Here is a 19241-nt window from a genome sequence, read left to right as displayed (position 1 = left end):
GCGCCGCGGTCCGCGCGTCAGTCTCAGCGCCGCGGTCCGCGCGTCAGGGCGTGGCCCGCAGGTTGCTGCGGGCCTGCTGAAGCTCCGCGGCGCGGTTGTCCTGCTGGTAGGCCTTGATCGCCAGCTTGCGCACGTGGTTGGTCTTCTTGAGGTACTCGTCCTGCGCCACGCGGCCCTTCGCGCCGTTCAGCTGCCGGGCCTCGGCCTCGAGCGTACGCTGGCGGTCGGACGCGCCGGGGTGGGTCGACAGGAAGCTGGTGTTGTCGCCGTACATGCGGCGCATCACCTGGAAGCTCTTGGCCCCCGCGACGCCGTCATAGCCGGCCTTGACCAGGTATTTCATCCCCAGCTCGTCGGCCGCGGCTTCCTGATCGCGGGAGAAGTCGGCGTAGTAGGCCTGACCGCCGAGACCGGCCACCAGGTTGGTCAGCTCCCCCGGCACGCCCAGCAGCGCGCCGCCGATCCCCGCAAGCGTCTGGCCGATGGCGACCTCCTGGCGCTTGGCCATCCCCGCCGAGACGTGGCCCAGGTCCTCGTGGGCGATCTCGTGGGCCAGCACCATGGCGAGCTGCGCCTCGTTCTCCATCGTGGCCAGCAGGCCGGCGTGGATGAACACGTAGCCCGCGCCCGAGGTGAAGGCGTTCGCCGAGGCGTCCTTGATGATGTAGGTGCGCAGCTGGCTCGCCTTGCCCGAGCGGGCGCCGTCGATCCGCGCGGTGATCTCGTCGACATAGGCGTTCACCCGGTCGCCGTTGATCAGCATGTTCTTCTGCTTGAGCTCGGCGAGGATCTGCTGGGACTGCTGGCGCTCGGCCTGCTGGGCCGAGGCCGGGCGCGGGCCGGGCGCGCCTCCGCCCTGCGGCGTTCCGCAGGATGCGAGGCCGAAGGCCACGAATGCGCTCAGAATCAGGCGCGGGGCTTTCATGAGGGTCCTCCTGTCCGTGTCGAGGCGCACCTTCGCGTGAGGGAAGGGCGAAAGATGGACGGCCGGGAGGCGAGGGCGTGGAGCCTCGCGCTCCGCTCCTCCCCTCCACGCCCGGACGCGCCGGCGCCGTCGCCCCCCGGGCGCCGCGCCGGTCACGACTGCGCGAGGCCGCCCGAGGGCTGCCCGCCAGGACGGCAAGACCCCGCAGGCGCCTCGCAATGAAAAACCCCCGGGCCGGGCCCGGGGGTTCCAGTTTTCAGATGGGGCGCGCGCGGATCGCGCGACGCTCTCCCGTCAGGCGTGAGCCTTACAGCAGTCCTTCTCGCTGCGCTTTCTTGCGCGCGAGCTTGCGGGCGCGACGGATCGCTTCGGCCTGCTCGCGGGCACGTTTCACGGACGGCTTCTCATAATGCTGACGAAGCTTCATCTCACGAAACACGCCTTCGCGCTGCATCTTCTTCTTCAGCGCGCGGAGCGCCTGGTCGACATTGTTGTCGCGGACCATAACCTGCACGGGTACTCACCACCTTTCATAGCTGTCTGGTCGCAGGAGCGCGCTGTATATCAACGCGACCCGGACCTGTCCACCGCCCTTGCCGCGGCGACCCGAAGGCGTATCTCTTGGGACGTCGACAGAGAGGAGCGACCATGTCCCTGCCCGAACACGACGCCCCCGCCGCCGAGGACGCGACCCCCAGGGCCGCGACCTCCGCCGCGACCGAGCCCGCTTCCGGCCTTGACGCGGTCCGCGCCAAGCTGCTGGAATCGCTGCCTGAACATGTCGAATTCGACGGCTGGTCCCGCACCGCCATCGACATGGCCGCCGTCGACGCCGAGGTCCCCGAGGACGTGGCCCGCATGGCCTTCCCCAGCGGCGTCGACGCCGCCGCGGCCTTCCACGAGCTCGGCGACCGCCGGATGACCGCCGCCCTGGCGCGCGAACCGCTGAGCGCGATGGGCATGACCGACCGCATCACGCTCGCCGTCCGGCTGCGCCTGGAATCGGTCTCCGGCCCGACCGAGAAGGAGGCGGTGCGCCGCGCCGCCTCGCTGTTCGCGCTGCCCACCAACGCCGCCCGCGGGGCGCGCCTGATCTGGGGCACCGCCGACGCGATCTGGACCGCGCTGGGCGACGAGAGCGACGACCTGAACTGGTACTCCAAGCGCGCCACGCTGGCTGCGGTGATCTCCTCGACCGTGCTCTACTGGCTGGGCGACGACTCCGAGGGCGCCACGGACACCTGGGCCTATCTCGACCGCCGCATCGCCGACGTGATGAAGATCGAGAAGGCCAAGGCCCGGATGCGCGCCAATCCGCTGGGGCGGGTGGCGAGCTCGGGGGTCGAGGCGCTGTCGCGCGGGCTGAGAAAGACCCCGCGCCCCCGCGCCGGCGGCTGAGACGCCGAGGCCCGCCCCACACACACGCGCGCGCCCCGGGCCTGACCCGGGGCCTCGCGCGGACCGCCGGCAACCTGGATCTCCCAACCCGGATCTGCGTGGCCCGGGCTCGCCTCGCGACGGCCCTGACGCGGCCCGGGCCCGCGCAGCGCCGAGCCTTCCGCCTCAGGTCCGCCCCGACATCGCCATGGCGCCGCCGGGGCGGGCGGCTTCGCGCCGCAGCCAGCGGGTGAAGGCCTGCACGGCCGGGCGCTCGGGCCCCGGACGGCGGACGATGTGATAGCCGAGGCGGCCGTCGGGGTCCTCGTCCTCGAACAGGCTCACCAGGCGGCCGGCGTCTAGGTCGGCCTGCACGAACACCTTGCCCGAGATCGCGATCCCCTGCCCCTCCAGCAGCGCGGGATGGATCATGTAGCCCGGCAGGTAGGCGCCGCCCATGCCGTGCGCCCCCTCGAGCCCGCGCTCCGCGAGCCAGCGGACCAGCTCCTCGGTCCCCTGCTCCTGCAGCCAGGGGAAGCCCGCGAGATCCTCCAGCCGCGCCACCTCGCGCCCCGCGACCAGCGAGGGCGCGGCCGAGATGATCCGCGGGCTGGGCACCAGCAGGCGGCTCTCGACCCCCGGCCAGCCGCCGTCGCCGTAGCGGATCGCGAGGTCGATGCGCCCGTCCGACAGGTCCACCACCCGGGCCGAAGGGTCGATGTCGAGCTCCACCTCCGGGTGCGCCCTCCGGAAGCCGCCCAGGCGCGGGATCAGGAAGCCCACGGCGAAATTCGGGGTCAGGGTGACGCGCACCGGGCGGGCGGCGTCCTCCTCGGCGAAGGCCTCCAGCGCGGCGCGGATCGCGTCGAACCCCGCCGAGACCCCGCGCGCCAGCAGCGCCCCGTCCGGGGTCAGCGCCAGGCCGCGGCCGGCGCGGCGCATCAGCGGGCGGCCGAGCTCGCTTTCCAGCTTGCGCACGCTCTGCGCCACCGCGGCGTGGGAGACGTTCATCTCGCGCCCCGCCTCCGAGAAGGACAGCGTGCGGGCCGCCGCCTCGAAGGCGCGCAGAGCGGTCAGGGAGGGGAGCGGGGCGGATCGGCTCATCTGAAACCCCAGCTTACAGGTTGCGATTTTTCCTGAGTCGCATTCTCGCGCCCGAAGTCGCATCTGTCACCTATCGAAACCGGCGCCGAGGCTCGACGCCCCCCAGCGATGGAGCATCAGATGTTTCAGGTGATGGCCCAGACGATCCGCACCGCGACCCTCATGGACGTGTACGACCGGACGCCCCCCGCCGCCGAGCGGGCGGAGCTTGCCCGCCGCCAGGCCGACGCGCTCGCCGCCGCCGCGCGCGAGCTTCAGGCCGAGGATGTGCGCCGGCAGGCCAAGGCCCGCGCCCGGGCCGAGCTGAAGGCCCGCGCCCGGGCGGCCGAGGCCCTGCGCGCGGACGCGGCGCGCCGCCCGGCCCCGCTGTTCGGCCGCCGGGCGCCGCGCCTGAGCCTCGGCTTCAGGTTCGGGACGAAAGCCGCGTGAGGTGACCCATCTTGCGGCCCGGGCGCGCCTCGCCCTTGCCGTAGAGATGCAGCCGCGCGCCCTGGTCGGCGGCGAGGCCCCTCCAGTCGGAGGCCGCGTCGCCGATCAGGTTGGTCATCACCGCGTCCGAGTGGCGCGACCCGTCGCCCAGCGGCCAGCCGCAGACGGCGCGGATGTGCTGCTCGAACTGGTCGACGATGCAGGCGTCCAGCGTCCAGTGCCCGGTGTTGTGCACCCGCGGCGCGATCTCGTTGACCACGAGGCCCTGGGCGGTCTCGAAGAACTCCACCCCGATCACGCCGACATAATCGAGCGCCTGAAGGATCCGGCCGGCCGCCAGCACGGCGTCGGCGCGGCGCATCGCGCTCAGGCCCGAGGGCACGGTCGAGGTGCGCAGGATCCCCTCGGAATGCGCGTTCTCGGCCGGATCGAAGGCCACGACCTCGCCCGAGAGGCCCCGCGCGGCGATCACCGAGACCTCGCGGCGGAAGGGCACGAACCCCTCCAGCACGCAGGGGGCTCCGGCGACGGCCTCCCAGGCGGCGGGCACGTCGCCGGAGCCATCCAGCCGGGCCTGGCCCTTGCCGTCATAGCCCAGCCGGCGGGTCTTGAGGATCGCGGGACCGCCCAGTTCGGCGAAGGCCGCGGCCAGCTCGGCCTCGGTCTCGACGGCGCGGTAGGGCGCGGTCGAGAGGCCGATGCCGTTGAGGAAGTCCTTCTCCGGCAGGCGGTCCTGCGCGATCTCGAGCGCACGGGGGCCGGGGCGCACCGGAACCAGGGCCTCCAGCGCGCGGGCGGCGTCGACGGGGACGTTCTCGAATTCGTAGGTCACCGCGGCGCAGGCGGCGGCGAGCGCGGCGTGAGCCTGGGGGTCCGCATAATCGGCGCGGATCACCTGGTGGGCGACGTCGCCGGCGCAGGGCTCGGCCTCGGGCGCGAGGATCACGCAGCGGATCCCCAGGCGCGCGGCGGCCATCGACAGCATCCGCGCGAGCTGGCCGCCGCCCAGGATGCCCAGCGCGCCGCCGGGGCCGATGGGCGCGAGCCCGTCCTTCGACCCGGCCCTCGGTTCAGTCGTCATGGGGTTCCTCGGCCACGGCCTCGGTCTGCGCCTCGCGCAGGATCTCCAGCCGCTCGGCGAGCTCGGGGTCCGTGGTCGCCAGCATCGCCACCGCCAGCAGGGCGGCGTTGGCCGCGCCCGCCTCGCCGATGGCGAGCGTGCCGACCGGCACGCCGCGGGGCATCTGGACGATCGAGAGCAGGCTGTCGAGGCCCGAGAGCGCCTTGGAGCGGACCGGAACCCCCAGCACCGGCAGCCGGGTCTTGGCCGCCAGCATCCCCGGCAGATGCGCCGCGCCGCCGGCGCCGGCGATGATCACGCGCAGCCCCCGCTCGGCCGCGCCCTCGGCATAATCGAACAGGCGGTCGGGGGTGCGGTGGGCCGAGACGATGCGGATCTCGTGCGGGACGCCCATCGCGGTCAGCACGTCGCGGGCGGCGGACATCGTCGGCCAGTCGCTCTGCGAGCCCATCACCACGCCGACGAGGGGGGGAACCTCCTCGGCGGCCAGCGTGGCCTCTTCCTCGAGGGTTTCCAGCGTCTCGTCGGAATCGACCTCGTCGCCGGCCTCGGCGGCCTGGTCGGAGAGCGTCTGATCGGGATCCTGCGCCATGCGTCACCTCATCCGGGGGCGGAGGCGGCAGGGGCCGCCTTCTGGCCGAATAGCCGACGGGGCGGCGTCTGTCACGTCGGCGCGGCGGCGCACGCGGGACGCAGCGCGGACGAGGACGGGGTCAGAAGTCGATGGCGGCGCCGCCCGCCGTCGCCCACGCCATCGGGTCGTCGCCAGGGCCGGGCAGCCACTCGGCCGCCTCGGAGGCGTCGTCGGCACGCTCGGGGGAGCGGAAGTCGAAGCGATCGACGTCGGCGGTCTCGAAGGCCATGACCCTGTCTCCTGTCTCGCCGTTCGGGGCCTGTCCCCGCTGGCAGAACAGGGATTCGCACAAACGGCGTGACGGCTGCGTGACAGGGACTCGGCCGTGGCGGTCAGGCGCTGATATCGGGGAACAGCTCGTCCTCGATCCGGGCGATCTGGTCCTTCAGCGCCAGCTTGCGCTTCTTGAGACGGCGCAGGGACAGCGGGTCGGCCAGAGGGTTGCTCTGCAAGGCCTCGATGGCGGCGTCGAGGTCCCGATGCTCGGCGCGCAGACGCTCGAGCTCCAGGGTCAGAAGTTCGTCGCGGCTCATCAGGTGGGTCATCGGCGCTCCGCTGCCGGCGGCGCGCACGGGAGGGCCGCGCCGCGGGCCCCGCATTCTAGTCAAACAGCCGTGCCAGACAAGCAAAGCGCGGGGCAAAGCGCGGGCCGGCGACCCCGCGCCGCGCCGTCGCCCCGCCCGCGCCCCGGCGCAACAGTTTCAACGCGGGACCACTTGGCGTCGCCCCAATGCGAGCCGAGCGGTTGCCGCGGTGCACCCGTCAATCTAAGTAAAGCGGGATGAGCCTTCGCCCTCGCCTTAAGCGCATCCTGCGCCGCCCGCCCCGCGTCTCCCTCGTTCGGCTCTACGGACCGATCGGAATGCCGGGGCGCATGGCGTCCTCGCTGAGCGACGAGTTCATCGGCCCGGCGCTGGAGTCGGCCTTCGGCGCCCGCCCCGCGGCGGTGGCGCTGGCGGTGAACTCGCCCGGCGGATCGGCCGTGCAGTCGGGGCTGATCGCCAGCCGCATCCGCCGCCTGGCCGACGAGACCCGGATCCCGGTCTACGCCTTCTGCGAGGATGCCGCCGCCTCGGGCGGCTACTGGCTGGCCTGCGCGGCCGACGAGATCTGGGTGGACGGCGCCTCGATCATCGGCTCGATCGGCGTGGTCTCGGCGGGCTTCGGCTTCCACGAGGCGATCGCCCGCTTCGGGATCGAGCGTCGCGTGCATACCGCCGGCGAACGCAAGGCGATCCTCGACCCGTTCCAGCCCGAGCGGCCCGAGGACGTGGTGACCCTGCGCCACATGCAGGACCAGATCCACAGCCTGTTCCAGACCCATGTGCGCGCCCGCCGCGGCGCCCGCCTGGCCGAGATCGACCTGTTCACCGGAGAGTTCTGGACCGGCGCGCGCGCCACCGAACTGGGTCTGGCCGACGGCATCGGCCACCTGCCCGCGGTGATGCGCGACAAGCTGGGCGCCAAGGTCAGGTTCAAGGAATACGGGCCCCGCCGCGCGCTGGGCCAGCGCCTGGGGCTGGTCAGCGGGCCCAACGGCATGGCGGCCGACGCCGCCGCCGCGGCCGCCGCCCAGATGGAGACCCAGGCGATGTGGTCCCGGCTGGGGATGTAGGCCGGGATGCTCGCCAAGCTCGCGATCCTTTTCCTCGTGGTGATGGCCCTGATCGTGATGGTCTTCGGACGGCCGCGCGCCGGCGACGGCGTCGCGCGACGGCGGATGTTCGGACGCAAGCCGCGGCCGCCCGACCGAGACCGCGACAGGAAAGACTGAGCGGCCGACCGCTCCCCCGGCGGGCCCTGTCGCCGAGGCGCCGCGACCGGCGGCCGCGACGCAACCCCCGCCCCGTTCAATTCGCCCGGGCCGCCCCCATATGGAGGGGCCGCAAGCCGCAAGCCGCAGCCAGCGCGAAAGGAAGTTCATGGACCTCGTCATCGCGGTCGTCGGGCTCGCCATCCTCCTGGGGGCGGGCGACGCGCTGGTGCGGGGCGCGGTGGCGCTGGCGCTCAGGCTGGGGATCCCGGCCCTGCTGGTGTCGCTGACCATCGTGGCCTTCGGCACCTCGGCGCCCGAGCTTCTGATCTCGATCCAGGCGGCGCTGGACGACGCGCCGGGCATCGCGTTCGGCAACGTGGTGGGCTCCAACATCGCCAACGTGCTGCTGGTGCTGGGCGTTCCGGCGCTGCTGAAGCCGATCGACGCGCGCGACTGCGACACCCGGCGCAACTACATGATGATGGGCGGCGCCACGCTGCTGTTCGCGCTTCTGCTGTGGACGGGGCCGCTGCACTGGCCGCAGGGGATCCTGCTGCTGGCGCTGCTGGCCTGCGTGCTGGGCGACGCCTGGCGCTCGGCCCGCGCCCATCGGCGCGCCGCCGCGGAGGCGGGTCAGGAGGTCGACGACGACCTGCCCGAGGAGATCGCCGAGGCCGACCCCCACATGGCCGTCTGGAAGCTGGGCCTGTTCCTGGCGCTGGGCCTCGCGGGCCTGCCGCTGGGCGCGCACCTGCTGATCGAGGGCGCGCGGGGCGTCGCCCTGCAGGCCGGCGTCTCGGAGGCCGCGATCGGCCTGACGCTGGTGGCGCTGGGCACCTCGCTGCCCGAACTTGCGACCACGGTGATGGCGGCGCTGCGCCGGCAGGCGGACGTGGCGCTGGGCAACGTCATCGGCTCGAACATCTTCAACATCCTCGCGATCATGGGCGTGGCGAGCTTCTTCGGCCCGCTGGAGGTTCCCGACGCGATCCTGCGCATCGACCTGTGGGTGATGATCGGCGCGGCGGCCCTGCTGGCGCCCTTCGTCGCGGGCTGGTCTCCGATCACCCGGTGGATGGGCGCGGGGATGACCGCGCTCTATGTCCTCTATGTATGGGTGGCGCTGGCCGTCGCCGGCTGATCCCCTGCCGGATCGCCGGCCGCAGGACATGCGCCGGCCGCGCCGCACGAAGGGGGACGCAGATGCAGCACGAAACAAGCGGACTTGCGCCCGGCGCGGCGCTGATCACCGGCGCCGGGCGCCGGCTGGGCGCGGCGATGGCCCGCGCGCTGGGCGAGGCGGGCTGGGACGTGGCCCTGCACTGCATGGCCTCGCGCGAGGGGGCCGAGGCCGCCGCCGCCGACATCGAGGCCGCAGGCGCCCGCGCCGCGGTCCTGCAGGCCGACCTGCTGGACCCCGCCCAGGTCGACGCCCTCGTGCCCCGCGCCGCCGAGGCGCTGGGCCGGCCCCTGACCCTGCTGATCAACAACGCCTCGATCTTCGAGCCCGACGCGCTCGGCACAGTCACCGCGCAGGGCTGGGAGCGTCACCTCGGCTCCAACCTGCGCGCGCCGCTGTTCCTGACCCAGGCCTTCGCCGCCCAGGCGCCCGAGGCCGGGACCGACCCCGAGGGCTGGCCCGTGGCCCGCGCCCTGGTGGTCAACATGGCCGACCAGCGGGTGTGGAAGCCGACGCCCGCCTTCATGACCTACTCGCTCGCCAAGCAGGGCCTGTGGGCGCTGACCCGCACCGCCGCCCAGGCCCTGGCCCCCGCGATCCGGGTCAACGCCATCGGCCCCGGCCCGACGCTCCGCGGCGACCGCCAGACGCAGGAGCACTTCGACGCCCAGCGCCGCGGCGTCATCCTCGGGCGCGGCGCCTCGCCGGCCGATGTCTGCGGCGCGCTGCGCTATTTGATCTCGGCCGACTCCGTCACCGGCCAGATGATCGCCGTGGACGCCGGCCAGCATCTGGGCTGGCGCACGCCCGACGTCATCGGGCGGGAGTGAGGCGCCGCGATGAGGCGCCTAACGCAACCCGAAGTTGCGCTTCCGCGGCGCCACCTCGTCCGCCAAGGCCTCCCATCCCCTGCGTCACGCAACAGTTGTCCACCCCGCGCCTCGCGCCGCCACATGTGTCACGAATTCGTAAACGAAATCAGGAATTTGCCGATCCGCATTTTTTTGTCGTTTGTTTTCAGGGCTTTGAAAATGTGCCCAAAATTTGGGTCAGGAGAGAAAAACCCTTGTCTGCCAACGGGAAGCAAGAGTCATTCAAGGATGCCCACACACTTATCCACAGGATCGGTGCATGCATTCCCGCTTGCGCCCCGCAGATCGCTGGACTAGCCCCATGCGCGACTCATGAACAAGCCGCCCCCTGACGCCGCCCCGTCTCCCGAACACGGACGGGACGCCACGGAACCCGACGGGATCGACCCGGCGGAGGGGTCGGTCCGCGCCTCCCAGACCGGGGGCGCCCAGAAATCGGGCGCCGCGAAAACCGGCTCGGAGGTGATCCGCGCAGAGCTCCGTCACCTGCCCGACGCGCCCGGGGTCTACCGGATGCTCGATGCCGCGCAGAACGTCCTCTATGTCGGCAAGGCGCGCAGCCTGAAGAAGCGGGTGGCGAGCTACGCCCGCCCCACCGGCCACACCGCCCGCATCGCGCGGATGATCCAGGCCACGGCCTCGATGATGTTCCTGACCACGAACTCCGAGACCGACGCCCTGCTGCTCGAGCAGAACCTGATCAAGCAGCTCAAGCCCCGCTTCAACGTGCTGCTGCGCGACGACAAGTCGTTCCCCAACGTGCTGATCGGCGACGCCCACCCCTATCCCCAGATCCGCAAGCACCGCGGCGCCCGACGCGAGCCGGGCAGGTACTTCGGCCCCTTCGCCTCCGCCGGCGCGGTGAACCGCACGCTCAACCAGCTTCAGAAGGCCTTCCAGCTGCGCACCTGCACCGACAGCGTGTTCGAGAGCCGGACCCGCCCCTGCCTCCTGTTCCAGATCAAGCGCTGCTCGGGCCCCTGCGTGGGCCGGATCTCGGAAGAGGCCTACGCCCAGACCGTCTCCGACGCCTCGCGCTTCCTCAAGGGCGAGAGCACCGACGTGCAGAAGAAGCTCGCCGTCGAGATGCAAGAGGCCAGCGCCGAGATGGAGTTCGAGCGCGCCGCGGCGCTCCGCGACCGCATCCGCGCCCTGACCCAGGTGCAGGCCGTGCAGGGCATCAACCCCGAGACCGTCGACGAGGCCGACGTCGTCGCCCTCCACATGGAGGGCGGCCAGGCCTGCGTGCAGGTGTTCTTCTTCCGCGCGCACCAGAACTGGGGCAACCGCGCCTACTACCCCCGCACCGGCTCGGGCGCCGAGCCCGCCGAGATCCTGGAAAGCTTCCTCGTCCAGTTCTACTCGACCAAGGAGCCCGCCAAGCGCGTGCTCCTCTCCGCCCCGGTCGAGGACCCCGAGCTTTTGATGGAGGCGCTGACCACCCGCCGCGGCCGCGCGGTGCGCGTCTCTGTCCCCCAGCGGGGCGAGAAGCGGATGCTGGTCGAGCACGCCCTGAAGAACGCGAAGGAATCCCTCGCCCGCAAGCTGGCCGAGAGCTCCGCCCAGACCCAGCTGCTCGAGAGCCTGGCCGAGAGCTTCGGCCTGGATGCGCCCCCCCGGCGCGTGGAGGTCTACGACAACTCCCACATCCAGGGCGCGCACGCGGTCGGCGCGATGATCGTGGCCGGCCCCGAGGGCTTCGAGAAGTCCCAGTATCGAAAATTCAACATCAAGCGCGAGGGCGCCGCCGGCGACGACTTCGCGATGATGCGCGAGGTCCTGGACCGCCGCTTCGCCCGCCTGCTCAAGGAGGACCCCGACCGCGACAAGGGCCTGTGGCCGGACCTCCTCCTGATCGACGGCGGCCAGGGCCAGGTCTCCGCCACCCACGGGGTGATGACCGAGCTCGGCCTCGAGGACATCGCCCTCTTCGGCGTCGCCAAGGGCGAGGACCGCGACGCGGGCAAGGAGATCTTCCACGCCCCCGGCCGCCCGCCTTTCGCCCTCCCCCACCGCTCGCCAACCCTCTACTTCATCCAGCGCCTGCGCGACGAGGCCCACCGCTTCGCCATCGGCACCCACCGCGCCAAACGCTCCAAGGCCGTCTCCGCCAACCCGCTGGACGAGATCGCCGGCGTCGGCCCGGCCCGCAAACGCGCCCTGCTGGCGCATTTCGGAAGCGCCAAGGCAGTGGGGCGTGCCGGGATCGAGGACCTGAAGGCGGTCGAGGGCGTCTCCGAGGCGCTGGCCGAGACCGTCTGGGCGCATTTCCACCCGGAAGGATGACGTAGCGGCGCCGGTGGCCGAAGTCATTGACCCGGCGGGAGCCGGCACGGATGGTCACCAGGATTGAAGTCTCCGGGGGGAAACAAGCCATGGCCATCGCACGCATCAAGGGGTTTCCCGAAGACTATCCGGTTCGCGAGACCGTGCGTCTGCGCCGTGCGGACGACCCGGACCCTGATCTGCTCGAGGCGCTGGCCCAACAGCGCAGCCTCGTCGAGGCGAGCGACACGCGGCTGCTCTACGACACGCTGATCCTGCGCGCCTTCGAGGCCTACGCCGCGGGCGAGCCCGGCCGTTACCGCCTGCGCACCGAGCCGCTGGAGCTGACCGGAACCTTCGACATCGCCGAGGCCGAGATCGGCGCGGACTGGACGCCGCAGGGCACGGTCGTGGCTGCGCAGGTCGGCCGACTGGCGATCACAGGTCTCTCGATCGAGACGCCGGGCGACGCGGTGATCGAACTGCTCGACGACCCGGCTCATTACCTGTTGAGCGGCGACGACCGGGTCGTCGGCTCGGGCCGCCGCGACCGACTGTCGGGCGAAGACGGGGACGACGTCGTCCGCGGCAAGGGCGGCGCCGACCACCTGGGTGGGGGCCAGGGCGACGACCTGATCTTCGGCGGGCGGGGCGCGGACCGGCTGCTGAACGCCGGCGGGCACGACCAGATGACCGGCGGCCGCGGCGCCGACGTCTTCGTGATGGGCCGCGCCTCCGGGCGCAGCGACGTCACGGATTTCGAGGACGGGGTGGACCTGATCTCGGTCTCGTCCCGCGGCTGGCGTCTGCTCGACATCAAGCAGCGCGGCGACGACACGATCCTGCGCACCGAGAAGACCCGCTTCACGCTCGAGGACACGGCCGCCTCCGATATCGACGGCGCGGACTTCCTGATCGCCTGACGCCGGCGGCGCAACGTCCTGCCCCGACCGGCCCGGTTGCGCCGATCCCGCGCGCCGGGACCTGCGGCTTTCGCGGGCCCCGCCCGCGCCCAACCGCCGCGCATCGCTCCCGAAACTTTGACCATCAGGCGGGACCCGCTATCAAGGTCCCTGCGCACCCGGTGGGACGGGCGCGCGGGGACCCTCGTGTGTGTGGAAAAACCTGCCTTCGGAGGCTTACGTCGACATGACCCGCAAGATCTACCCGGTCATCCTGTGCGGCGGCTCGGGCACGCGCCTGTGGCCGCTCTCGCGCAAGAGCTATCCGAAGCAGTTCTCGGCCCTGATGGGCGAGACCTCGCTGTTCCAGCAGACCGTGAGCCGCCTGTCGGGCCCCGGCTACGCGCCGCCGGTGCTGCTCACCAACGCCGAATTCCGCTTCATCGCCACCCAGCAGCTGGGCGAGATAGGGGGCGACGCCTCCAAGATCCTGATCGAGCCGGCGCTGCGCAACACCGCCCCCGCCGTGCTTGCGGCGGCCATCGCGCTCGAGGGCGAGCCTGACGCGCTGATGCTGGTGGCCCCCTCGGACCACGTGATCCGCGACGGCGAGGCCTTCCGCGCCGCGGTCGAGGTGGGCGCCCAGGCCGCCGAGGCCGGCCAGATCGTCACCTTCGGCATCACCCCCGACCGGCCCGAGACCGGCTACGGCTACCTCGAGCTGCCCCAGGCGCCCGCGGGAACCGCCGCCCTGCCCCTGACCTGCTTTGTCGAGAAGCCGACCGCCGACAAGGCCGCCGAGATGCTCGCCACCGGCCGCTTCCTGTGGAACGCGGGGATCTTCCTGTTCTCGGTCCGCACCATCCTGGCCGCCTTCGCCGAGCACGCCCCCCAGCTGATGGCCCCGGTGCGCGCCGCGGTCGAGGCGGGCCGCGAGGACCTGTGCTTCTTCCGCCTGGGCGAGGCCCAGTACGAGGACGCCGACGAGATCTCGATCGACTACGCGGTGATGGAGAAGGCGCCCAACCTCTCGGTGGTGCCCTTCGACGGCGGCTGGAACGACCTCGGCTCGTGGGAGACCGTGTGGCGCGAGAGCGGGCCGGACGCCCAGGGCGTCGCCACCACCGGCGGAGCGACGGCGATCGACTGCGCCAACACCTACCTGCGGACGGATTCCGACGGCGTGCAGCTGGTCGGCATCGGGCTCGAGAACGTGGTCGCGGTGGCGATGCAGGACGCGGTGGTGGTGGCCGACATCCGCCAGGCCCAGCGGGTGAAGGAGGCGGTCGCCGCCCTCAAGACCCAGAACAAGGGCCAGGCCGAGGACTTCCCCCGCTTCCACCGCCCCTGGGGCTGGTACGAGACCCTGTCGCTCGGCCGCCGCTTCCAGGTGAAGCGGATCATGGTCTACCCCGGCGCGCAGCTGTCGCTGCAGTCGCACGTCCACCGCTCCGAGCACTGGGTGGTGGTCGAAGGCACCGCCAAGGTGACCGTGGACGACGAGGTGAAGCTGCTGAGCGAGAACCAGTCGGTCTACATCCCGCTCGGGGCCGTTCACCGCATGGAGAACCCCGGCAAGGTCCCGATGTTCCTGATCGAGGTCCAGTCGGGCGCCTATCTCGGCGAGGACGACATCATCCGCTACGAGGACGTCTACGCCCGCGCCTGACCCCCGGCGCGCCCCGGACAGGCCCTGCCCGGACACGCATGCCGTCATCCGCCCCCGCCCCCCCGCGGGGGCGGTTTCGCTTCGCCCTCGACAGCGCCCCGTCGCCCCCGTCCGGGCGGGGGCGGGGTGGGTGGGCGGGAGCCCCCGGCCGGATGGGGGCGACGGGGCGCGGCGCGGCGCCCAATGAGCCATGCGCCCCCTTCCCCAGCGCCCCGCCCGGCGCCATCGTCGGCGCCATGACCCACCCGATCGACCCCGACCGCCTCGCCGGCATCCTCGCCTTCCTGCAGGGCGCCGAGCGGCTGAAACACACCCTGCGCTCCGGCTTCACCTCCGGCGGACGGCCCGAAAGCACGGCCGAACACTCCTGGCGCCTGGCCCTGATGATCGCGCTCTTCGCCCGCGACTTGCCGGGCGTGGACCTCGAGCGGCTGCTCAAGCTGGCGCTGGTCCACGACCTGGGCGAGGCGATCTCGGGCGACGTGCCGGCCACCGCCCAGCGCGCCGACGACGGCCGCGAGGCCCGCGAGCGCGCGGACATGCAGACCCTCTGCGCCCCCCTGCCCGAGGACCTGCGCGCGCAGATGCTGGACCTGTGGGAGGAATACGCCGCCGCCGCCACCCCCGAGGCCCGCCTCGCCAAGGGCTTCGACAAGCTCGAGACGATCCTCCAGCACGCCGCCGGGGCGAACCCCGCGGATTTCGACTACGCCTTCAACCTCGCCTACGGGACCGAGCGCACCGACGCCCACCCGCTGCTGCGCGCGATCCGCGAGGCGGCCGACCGGGCGACGCGGGCGCGGATGTAGGACGCGGGCGCGCCGGACGCGGACGGCGCCGCGGCGGCCTCGGGCACGGGCACGGGCACGGGCGCAGGCGCCCGCCAACCCAAGGGCCGGCCGCGGACGCCGAACGTCCCGCAGCGCCGTCGCGCCAACGATCAGGCGCGTCAGAGGACCTCGGCGCGCCCGGCGGTCAGGCGCAGCGACATGCCCTGGCGGGCGAGGCGCGCGCGCGGATGGACGGCGCGGGCGGCGGCCTCGCGCGCGTCGAGGGCGTCGTCGTCAAGCTCGGGCGGATGGTGGTGGAACAGGGTCAGGCCCACGCCCGCCGCCTCGGCCAGGGCGCCGCCCACCGACCAGGTGGAGTGGCCCCAGCCGCGGTGACGCTCATAGTCGGCGTCGTCGTAGGCGGCGTCATAGAGCATCACCGCCGCCCCCTCGACCGCGGCGGCGACGCCGGCGTCGATCGCGGGGTCGCCGTGCTCATGGTCGCCGATCACGCAGATCGCGCCCTCGCCCGTCTCGATGCGGAATCCGCAGCAGCCGCCGGGGTGGGACAGCGCCACCGGAGTCACCTGAAACCCCGCGGCCTCGAAACTCTCGCCGGGGCGGAACACGTCCCAGGCGGGCTCGCTGAGGTGGATCGGCTGGATCGGGAAGATCGGCGGGCCGGCGAAGGCCATCAGCGTGTCGCGCGCGAACGCGGGGTCCGCCGAGACCCCGCAGCGGATGCGGATGCGCGAGGCCGGATCGTAGAACGGCGCGAAGAACGGCGCGCCCATGATGTGGTCGAGATGGAGATGCGAGAGCAGGATCTCGGCCTCGGTCGGCCGGCCGCTCTCGAGCGCCTCGGTCTTCAGGCGGCGGCCGAGGTCGCGCGCGGCGCTGCCCAGGTCGACGATCAGCGGGGGCGCGCCGGGCGCCTCGCGACGGATCTCGAAACAGACGGTGTCGCCGCCGAATCGCGCGCGGCCGGCGCGGCCGGTCGGCGCCGAGCCGCCCGCCCCCCAGATCGTCAGACGCACGCCCCCCGCGGCGGGCCCGTCCTCGGGCGCTGTCGCGGCGCTCGCCACTCAGCCGCCGTTGCCGGCGGGCGCGGCGGGCGCGGCCGCCTGGGCGCGAAGGCGCGCCAGTTCGACGGTCGTGCGCTCCAGCCGCTGGGCCAGCGAGCGGGACATCTCGATCGCCATCTCGGGAAACTCGCGCAGCAGGCGCAGCATGCCCTCGCGCTCGAACAGCAGGGTGCGCAGCTCGCCGCGGGCCTGCACCGTGGCGGTGCGCGGCGTCTCGCACAGCATCGCCATCTCGCCGAACACCTCCGACTCTCCCAGCTGGGCGACGGTCGAGGAACTGCCGCCGAATTCGACGATCACGTCCGCCCGACCCGACAGGATCAGGTAGGCGCTGTCGGAACTGTCGCCCTGGCGGACCACCATCTCGCCGTCCTTGAAGGTGCGGTCCTCGCCCATGAAGGCCAGCAGCCTCAGGCGCGAGGGATCGACCCCCTGGAACATGGGGGTGCGCTGCAGGGCGTTCACCTCGGCTTCGAACTTCACCCGGCGCCCTCCCCTAGCCGCCATTTCCCGACACTATCTGCCGCCATCGTCAGCCCCGTCAACTGCAGGCGGTGCGTCGCGCTGGTCGTCGCCCGCGCCCTCTTCCTCGCTCACCCGCCCCTGGCGGTCGATGCGGATCACATGGTCGGCGGCCAGGGCGGCCGCCTCGCGATCGGTTCCGTAGACCAGCGCCCCCTCGCCCAGCTCCGCGCGCAGCAGGGCGCGCAGGGCGCGGTCGGCCTCGGCCTCGCCGGCGGCGATGCCGTCGAGCACCAGCGCGCCCGGATTCTTCATCAGCGCCCGCGCCAGCCCCATCTTGCGCCGCTGCAGGGCGTTGAGCGTGGTCCCCGCCTCGCCCAGCGGCTGGGCGAGGCCGGCGCGCAGCACCAGCTCGCGCAGGCCCAGCTCGTCGACCAGCGCGTCGACGCGGTCGCGGAACGGCGCCCAGCTGTCGCGCCGCTCGAGCTTCACGGGGCCGAAGAAGATGTTCTCGGCCATGGTGAAGGCGGGGTGGAAATCCTCGGCGTCGAAGGGGGCGAAGCGCGGGTCGCGGGCGGCGAACTCCATCAGCCGGGGCCGCGCGGCAAGCAGCGCCTCGACCCGCTCGGCCCCGCGCATCACGCCCAGGCGATAGCGGGCCGAGCTGTAGGAGAAGGCGATCGCGATCATCCGCGCCTGGGAGGCGCGGTTCAGCTTCTCGGCCCCGCGCTGGCGGCCGATGCGCAGGATCCCCTCGATCGTCGCGGTCTCCGAGCGGGGGAACAGCCCGTAGCGCTTGAACAGGTCCGAGTCCCCGGCCACCCCCTCGAACAGCGACAGCAGCGTCTCGCACAGGTCGAGACCGATCTCGACCAGCATCGAGCGCACCCCGGCCTCGTCCAGCGCGCGCAGGACGGCGCGGTCCTCGGCCATGTCCGACCAGCGCAGCGCGGGATCGAGGGGGAGGGCGAAGAACAGGTTCTCGCCCACCGTGGCGTTGGTGTTGTAGCGCTCGACCTGCCAGTGATCGATGAAGTCCTCGCGCATCTCGCCCAGCTCCTCCGAGGCGGCGATGGCGCGGCGCAGGTCGACGAGGCGGGCGGCAAGCTCCGGCGCCTCGGCGGGGTCGATGCGCGAGAGCAGCCCGATGGCGTAGAGATCGTCCTCGAGGCCCAGCACATGCACCAGGTGCTGGATGCGGTCCTCGACCGCGGCGGCGTCCGCATAGCCGGCCTCGACCGGGTCGATCCACTGGTCGGAGATGTCGTCGACCGGGGCGCCGGTGATCTCGGCCTCGCGGCGGCGCAGCTCATGCTCAGGATCGTCCCCCGCGCCGACGGGACGGAACAGCAGGCCGTGGACCAGGTTGTCGCGCATCGAGCCGGCGAAGACCCGCGGGTCGGAGGGCACGTAGGCGGCGGTGCGGTAGAGGATCGCGGTGCCCGCGGTCCAGTGGTCCTTGCTGTGCCCGTCCACCAGCCCCGAGAGCGCCTGCAGCAGCGAGGCGCGCGCCACCGCGTCCTCGCCCAGCACCGAGGTCGCGGCGCCGTGGGGCGCATGCGCGTCGACCGGGGAGGAGAACCCCTCGACCGGCGCCTGGCTCAGCGCCAGCGCGTGCGGGCCGACGGGGGCCTGGTCGAGCAGGGGCGCAGGCTCGCCGTCCTCGGAGAAGTTCTCCATCACCGAGTTGTAGCGCGCGGTCATGTCCGAATAGTCCTGGTAGAAGCGCAGCAGCTCCTTCCACGGCGCGGCGAGGTCCTTGTAGGCGATCAGCACCGCGGTCAGCGCGCCGACGTCGAGCTGGCCGTGGATCACGAACCAGCCGCCGATCAGGAAGATGAAGAACGGCGTCAGGTGGTTCGCGACGTTGTTCACGAACTTGATCAGGTTCTTCAGCAGGAAGATCCGCCGCCGGATCACGTAGTTGTCGTAGAGCTGGCGGGAAACGATCGCCATGTGCCAGCGCCGGGCGCGGAGCGCGCGGATCTCGGTGGCGCCGTCGATGCTCTCGTCGATCTCGCGGGCCATGGCGCGGATGTTGGCGAGCCGCACCCGGATCATCGCGATGACCCTGGCCTGCAGCTTGGGCACCAGCCAGGCCTGCACCGGGTAGAGCACCAGCGCCGCCGCCCCGATCAGCGGGTTCTGGACGATGATGAAGGCGAGGTAGACCAGGAAGCTGCCGCCCTGGGAGACCGGGGTCGAGATGATCGCGCCGACGAAATCCCCGATGGGCGCCAGCTCGGCCGAGATCATCTGCACCAGTTCGCCCGGCGAGGTGCTCTTGAGCCGCGACAGCGGCCGGCCCATCACCCGGCGATAGAGGTCGAAGCGCATCCGGCGCAGCATCCGCTCGCCCAGGATTCCGCGCTGCACGTTCTGGGCGTACTTGACCCCGTTGTTGATCGAGATCGCCAGCAGGTAGGCCAGGCACAACGCCACCAGGTAGGGCGTCTGTTCGAGCGGGACTCCCAGGAAGGTCTGGGGAAACTCGTCGCCCGAGATCGCCTCGTTGATGATGGTCTTGGGAAGCTCGAGGGTGATCCAGATGATCGGAAAGGTCAGCACCGTGAAGAACAGCAGCACGAGCTGGTCGCGGGCGGAGTGCCGCCAGACGAAGCGCGTCATCTTCTCGGCCATGCTCGGCGCGTGTCCCTCGGTTCGCCGCAAGCCGTCGTTCTGCGCGGCGCGACGCGGCAGTGTCCCCGATACGTGACGCTTTTTGAAGGG

Annotated in this window: 20 protein-coding genes; 10 read left to right on the top strand and 10 right to left on the bottom strand. The window is 72.2% G+C overall.

From position 1 onward, the window contains the following. Positions 1 to 43: 43 nt before the first annotated feature. Both AAC134_RS01605 and rpsU read right to left on the bottom strand, forming a co-directional pair. Complete coding sequence (locus AAC134_RS01605) at positions 44 to 925, bottom strand: M48 family metalloprotease (protein WP_339947284.1); 882 nt, start codon at positions 923 to 925, stop codon at positions 44 to 46. Positions 926 to 1232: 307 nt separating this feature from the next. Continuing rightward, positions 1233 to 1439, bottom strand: a complete 207-nt coding sequence (rpsU, locus tag AAC134_RS01600) for a 30S ribosomal protein S21 (RefSeq protein ID WP_092859369.1) — start codon at positions 1437 to 1439, stop codon at positions 1233 to 1235. Positions 1440 to 1573: 134 nt separating this feature from the next. On the opposite strand from rpsU, the gene AAC134_RS01595 reads away from it, so the two are divergent. Then, positions 1574 to 2323, top strand: a complete 750-nt coding sequence (locus AAC134_RS01595; RefSeq protein ID WP_339947283.1) for a COQ9 family protein — start codon at positions 1574 to 1576, stop codon at positions 2321 to 2323. Positions 2324 to 2488: 165 nt separating this feature from the next. On the opposite strand, the gene AAC134_RS01590 is transcribed toward AAC134_RS01595, so the two are convergent. Continuing rightward, on the bottom strand, positions 2489 to 3406 hold the full coding sequence (locus tag AAC134_RS01590; protein ID WP_339947282.1) for a LysR family transcriptional regulator: 918 nt from the start codon (positions 3404 to 3406) through the stop codon (positions 2489 to 2491). Positions 3407 to 3526: 120 nt separating this feature from the next. Here AAC134_RS01590 and AAC134_RS01585 point away from each other — a divergent pair, with 120 nt between their 5' ends. Next, positions 3527 to 3835, top strand: coding sequence for a hypothetical protein (locus AAC134_RS01585; RefSeq protein WP_339947281.1), 309 nt, complete (start codon positions 3527 to 3529; stop codon positions 3833 to 3835). Here AAC134_RS01585 and AAC134_RS01580 read toward each other — a convergent pair. From AAC134_RS01580 to AAC134_RS01565, 4 genes are all read right to left on the bottom strand, one after another. Continuing rightward, entirely contained in the window at positions 3810 to 4916 is a 1107-nt protein-coding gene (locus AAC134_RS01580; RefSeq protein ID WP_339947280.1) for a 5-(carboxyamino)imidazole ribonucleotide synthase, read from the bottom strand. The two genes, AAC134_RS01585 and AAC134_RS01580, sit on opposite strands and share 26 nt — an antisense overlap. Continuing rightward, positions 4906 to 5367: a 5-(carboxyamino)imidazole ribonucleotide mutase gene (purE, locus tag AAC134_RS01575; RefSeq protein ID WP_339947437.1), complete on the bottom strand. Its 462-nt coding sequence runs from the start codon at positions 5365 to 5367 to the stop codon at positions 4906 to 4908. The genes AAC134_RS01580 and purE overlap by 11 nt, the downstream gene beginning before the upstream one ends. A 262-nt stretch (positions 5368 to 5629) precedes the next feature. Further along, entirely contained in the window at positions 5630 to 5779 is a 150-nt protein-coding gene (locus AAC134_RS01570; RefSeq protein ID WP_339947279.1) for a hypothetical protein, read from the bottom strand. A 103-nt stretch (positions 5780 to 5882) separates the two neighbouring features. Continuing rightward, positions 5883 to 6095, bottom strand: a complete 213-nt coding sequence (locus AAC134_RS01565; protein ID WP_339947278.1) for a YdcH family protein — start codon at positions 6093 to 6095, stop codon at positions 5883 to 5885. A 317-nt stretch (positions 6096 to 6412) separates the two neighbouring features. Here AAC134_RS01565 and AAC134_RS01560 point away from each other — a divergent pair, with 317 nt between their 5' ends. The 8 genes from AAC134_RS01560 (at position 6413) to AAC134_RS01525 (ending at position 15003) form a co-directional block, all read left to right on the top strand. Further along, the gene (locus AAC134_RS01560; protein WP_339947277.1) at positions 6413 to 7165 is read left to right on the top strand and encodes a S49 family peptidase; all 753 of its coding nucleotides are present in this window, start codon (positions 6413 to 6415) and stop codon (positions 7163 to 7165) included. Positions 7166 to 7171: 6 nt separating this feature from the next. Beyond that, positions 7172 to 7324 (top strand): hypothetical protein, encoded by a 153-nt coding sequence (locus tag AAC134_RS01555; protein WP_339947276.1) that lies wholly within the window; start codon positions 7172 to 7174, stop codon positions 7322 to 7324. Positions 7325 to 7472: 148 nt separating this feature from the next. Continuing rightward, positions 7473 to 8447, top strand: a complete 975-nt coding sequence (locus tag AAC134_RS01550) for a calcium/sodium antiporter (protein WP_339947275.1) — start codon at positions 7473 to 7475, stop codon at positions 8445 to 8447. Between the two features lie 62 nt (positions 8448 to 8509). Beyond that, entirely contained in the window at positions 8510 to 9316 is an 807-nt protein-coding gene (locus AAC134_RS01545; protein WP_339947274.1) for an SDR family oxidoreductase, read from the top strand. A 354-nt stretch (positions 9317 to 9670) separates the two neighbouring features. Continuing rightward, complete coding sequence (gene uvrC, locus AAC134_RS01540) at positions 9671 to 11644, top strand: excinuclease ABC subunit UvrC (RefSeq protein ID WP_339947273.1); 1974 nt, start codon at positions 9671 to 9673, stop codon at positions 11642 to 11644. Positions 11645 to 11733: 89 nt separating this feature from the next. Then, complete coding sequence (locus tag AAC134_RS01535; protein WP_339947272.1) at positions 11734 to 12546, top strand: hypothetical protein; 813 nt, start codon at positions 11734 to 11736, stop codon at positions 12544 to 12546. 226 nt (positions 12547 to 12772) lie between these two features. Beyond that, positions 12773 to 14194 carry a mannose-1-phosphate guanylyltransferase/mannose-6-phosphate isomerase gene (locus AAC134_RS01530; protein ID WP_339947271.1) on the top strand — a complete coding sequence of 474 codons (1422 nt, stop codon included), beginning with the start codon at positions 12773 to 12775 and terminating at the stop codon, positions 14192 to 14194. A gap of 236 nt (positions 14195 to 14430) precedes the next feature. Next, positions 14431 to 15003, top strand: a complete 573-nt coding sequence (locus tag AAC134_RS01525; RefSeq protein WP_339947270.1) for an HD domain-containing protein — start codon at positions 14431 to 14433, stop codon at positions 15001 to 15003. Positions 15004 to 15143: 140 nt separating this feature from the next. Here the strand turns inward: AAC134_RS01525 and AAC134_RS01520 are convergent, their stop codons facing one another. From AAC134_RS01520 to AAC134_RS01510, 3 genes are read right to left on the bottom strand one after another with little or no spacing between them, the layout of a single operon-like run. Beyond that, the gene (locus AAC134_RS01520; protein ID WP_339947269.1) at positions 15144 to 16049 is read right to left on the bottom strand and encodes an MBL fold metallo-hydrolase; all 906 of its coding nucleotides are present in this window, start codon (positions 16047 to 16049) and stop codon (positions 15144 to 15146) included. Beyond that, entirely contained in the window at positions 16050 to 16532 is a 483-nt protein-coding gene (locus AAC134_RS01515; protein WP_339947268.1) for a cyclic nucleotide-binding domain-containing protein, read from the bottom strand. Between the two features lie 33 nt (positions 16533 to 16565). Continuing rightward, positions 16566 to 19151, bottom strand: coding sequence for an ABC transporter transmembrane domain-containing protein (locus AAC134_RS01510; RefSeq protein ID WP_339947267.1), 2586 nt, complete (start codon positions 19149 to 19151; stop codon positions 16566 to 16568). Between the last annotated feature and the right edge of the window lie 90 nt (positions 19152 to 19241).

It is taken from the genome of uncultured Albimonas sp. (assembly GCF_963977235.1).
Classification (GTDB): Bacteria; Pseudomonadota; Alphaproteobacteria; order Rhodobacterales; family Rhodobacteraceae; genus Albimonas.
Note: the sequence above shows the minus strand (reverse complement) of the source record. Positions and strands in the feature narration are given on the sequence as shown.

Bases quoted from the DNA above. Each gene is read 5' to 3' on its own strand.
- AAC134_RS01565 (WP_339947278.1), bottom strand. From the start codon at position 6,095: ATGACCCACCTGATGAGCCGCGACGAACTTCTGACCCTGGAGCTCGAG.
- AAC134_RS01580 (WP_339947280.1), bottom strand. From the start codon at position 4,916: ATGACGACTGAACCGAGGGCCGGGTCGAAGGACGGGCTCGCGCCCATC.
- AAC134_RS01530 (WP_339947271.1), top strand. From the start codon at position 12,773: ATGACCCGCAAGATCTACCCGGTCATCCTGTGCGGCGGCTCGGGCACG.
- AAC134_RS01550 (WP_339947275.1), top strand. From the start codon at position 7,473: ATGGACCTCGTCATCGCGGTCGTCGGGCTCGCCATCCTCCTGGGGGCG.
- AAC134_RS01560 (WP_339947277.1), top strand. From the start codon at position 6,413: ATGCCGGGGCGCATGGCGTCCTCGCTGAGCGACGAGTTCATCGGCCCG.
- AAC134_RS01570 (WP_339947279.1), bottom strand. From the start codon at position 5,779: ATGGCCTTCGAGACCGCCGACGTCGATCGCTTCGACTTCCGCTCCCCC.
- AAC134_RS01535 (WP_339947272.1), top strand. From the start codon at position 11,734: ATGGCCATCGCACGCATCAAGGGGTTTCCCGAAGACTATCCGGTTCGC.
- AAC134_RS01590 (WP_339947282.1), bottom strand. From the start codon at position 3,406: ATGAGCCGATCCGCCCCGCTCCCCTCCCTGACCGCTCTGCGCGCCTTC.
- AAC134_RS01555 (WP_339947276.1), top strand. From the start codon at position 7,172: ATGCTCGCCAAGCTCGCGATCCTTTTCCTCGTGGTGATGGCCCTGATC.
- AAC134_RS01585 (WP_339947281.1), top strand. From the start codon at position 3,527: ATGTTTCAGGTGATGGCCCAGACGATCCGCACCGCGACCCTCATGGAC.
- AAC134_RS01510 (WP_339947267.1), bottom strand. From the start codon at position 19,151: ATGGCCGAGAAGATGACGCGCTTCGTCTGGCGGCACTCCGCCCGCGAC.
- AAC134_RS01545 (WP_339947274.1), top strand. From the start codon at position 8,510: ATGCAGCACGAAACAAGCGGACTTGCGCCCGGCGCGGCGCTGATCACC.
- purE (WP_339947437.1), bottom strand. From the start codon at position 5,367: ATGGGCTCGCAGAGCGACTGGCCGACGATGTCCGCCGCCCGCGACGTG.
- AAC134_RS01595 (WP_339947283.1), top strand. From the start codon at position 1,574: ATGTCCCTGCCCGAACACGACGCCCCCGCCGCCGAGGACGCGACCCCC.
- uvrC (WP_339947273.1), top strand. From the start codon at position 9,671: ATGAACAAGCCGCCCCCTGACGCCGCCCCGTCTCCCGAACACGGACGG.
- AAC134_RS01605 (WP_339947284.1), bottom strand. From the start codon at position 925: ATGAAAGCCCCGCGCCTGATTCTGAGCGCATTCGTGGCCTTCGGCCTC.
- AAC134_RS01525 (WP_339947270.1), top strand. From the start codon at position 14,431: ATGACCCACCCGATCGACCCCGACCGCCTCGCCGGCATCCTCGCCTTC.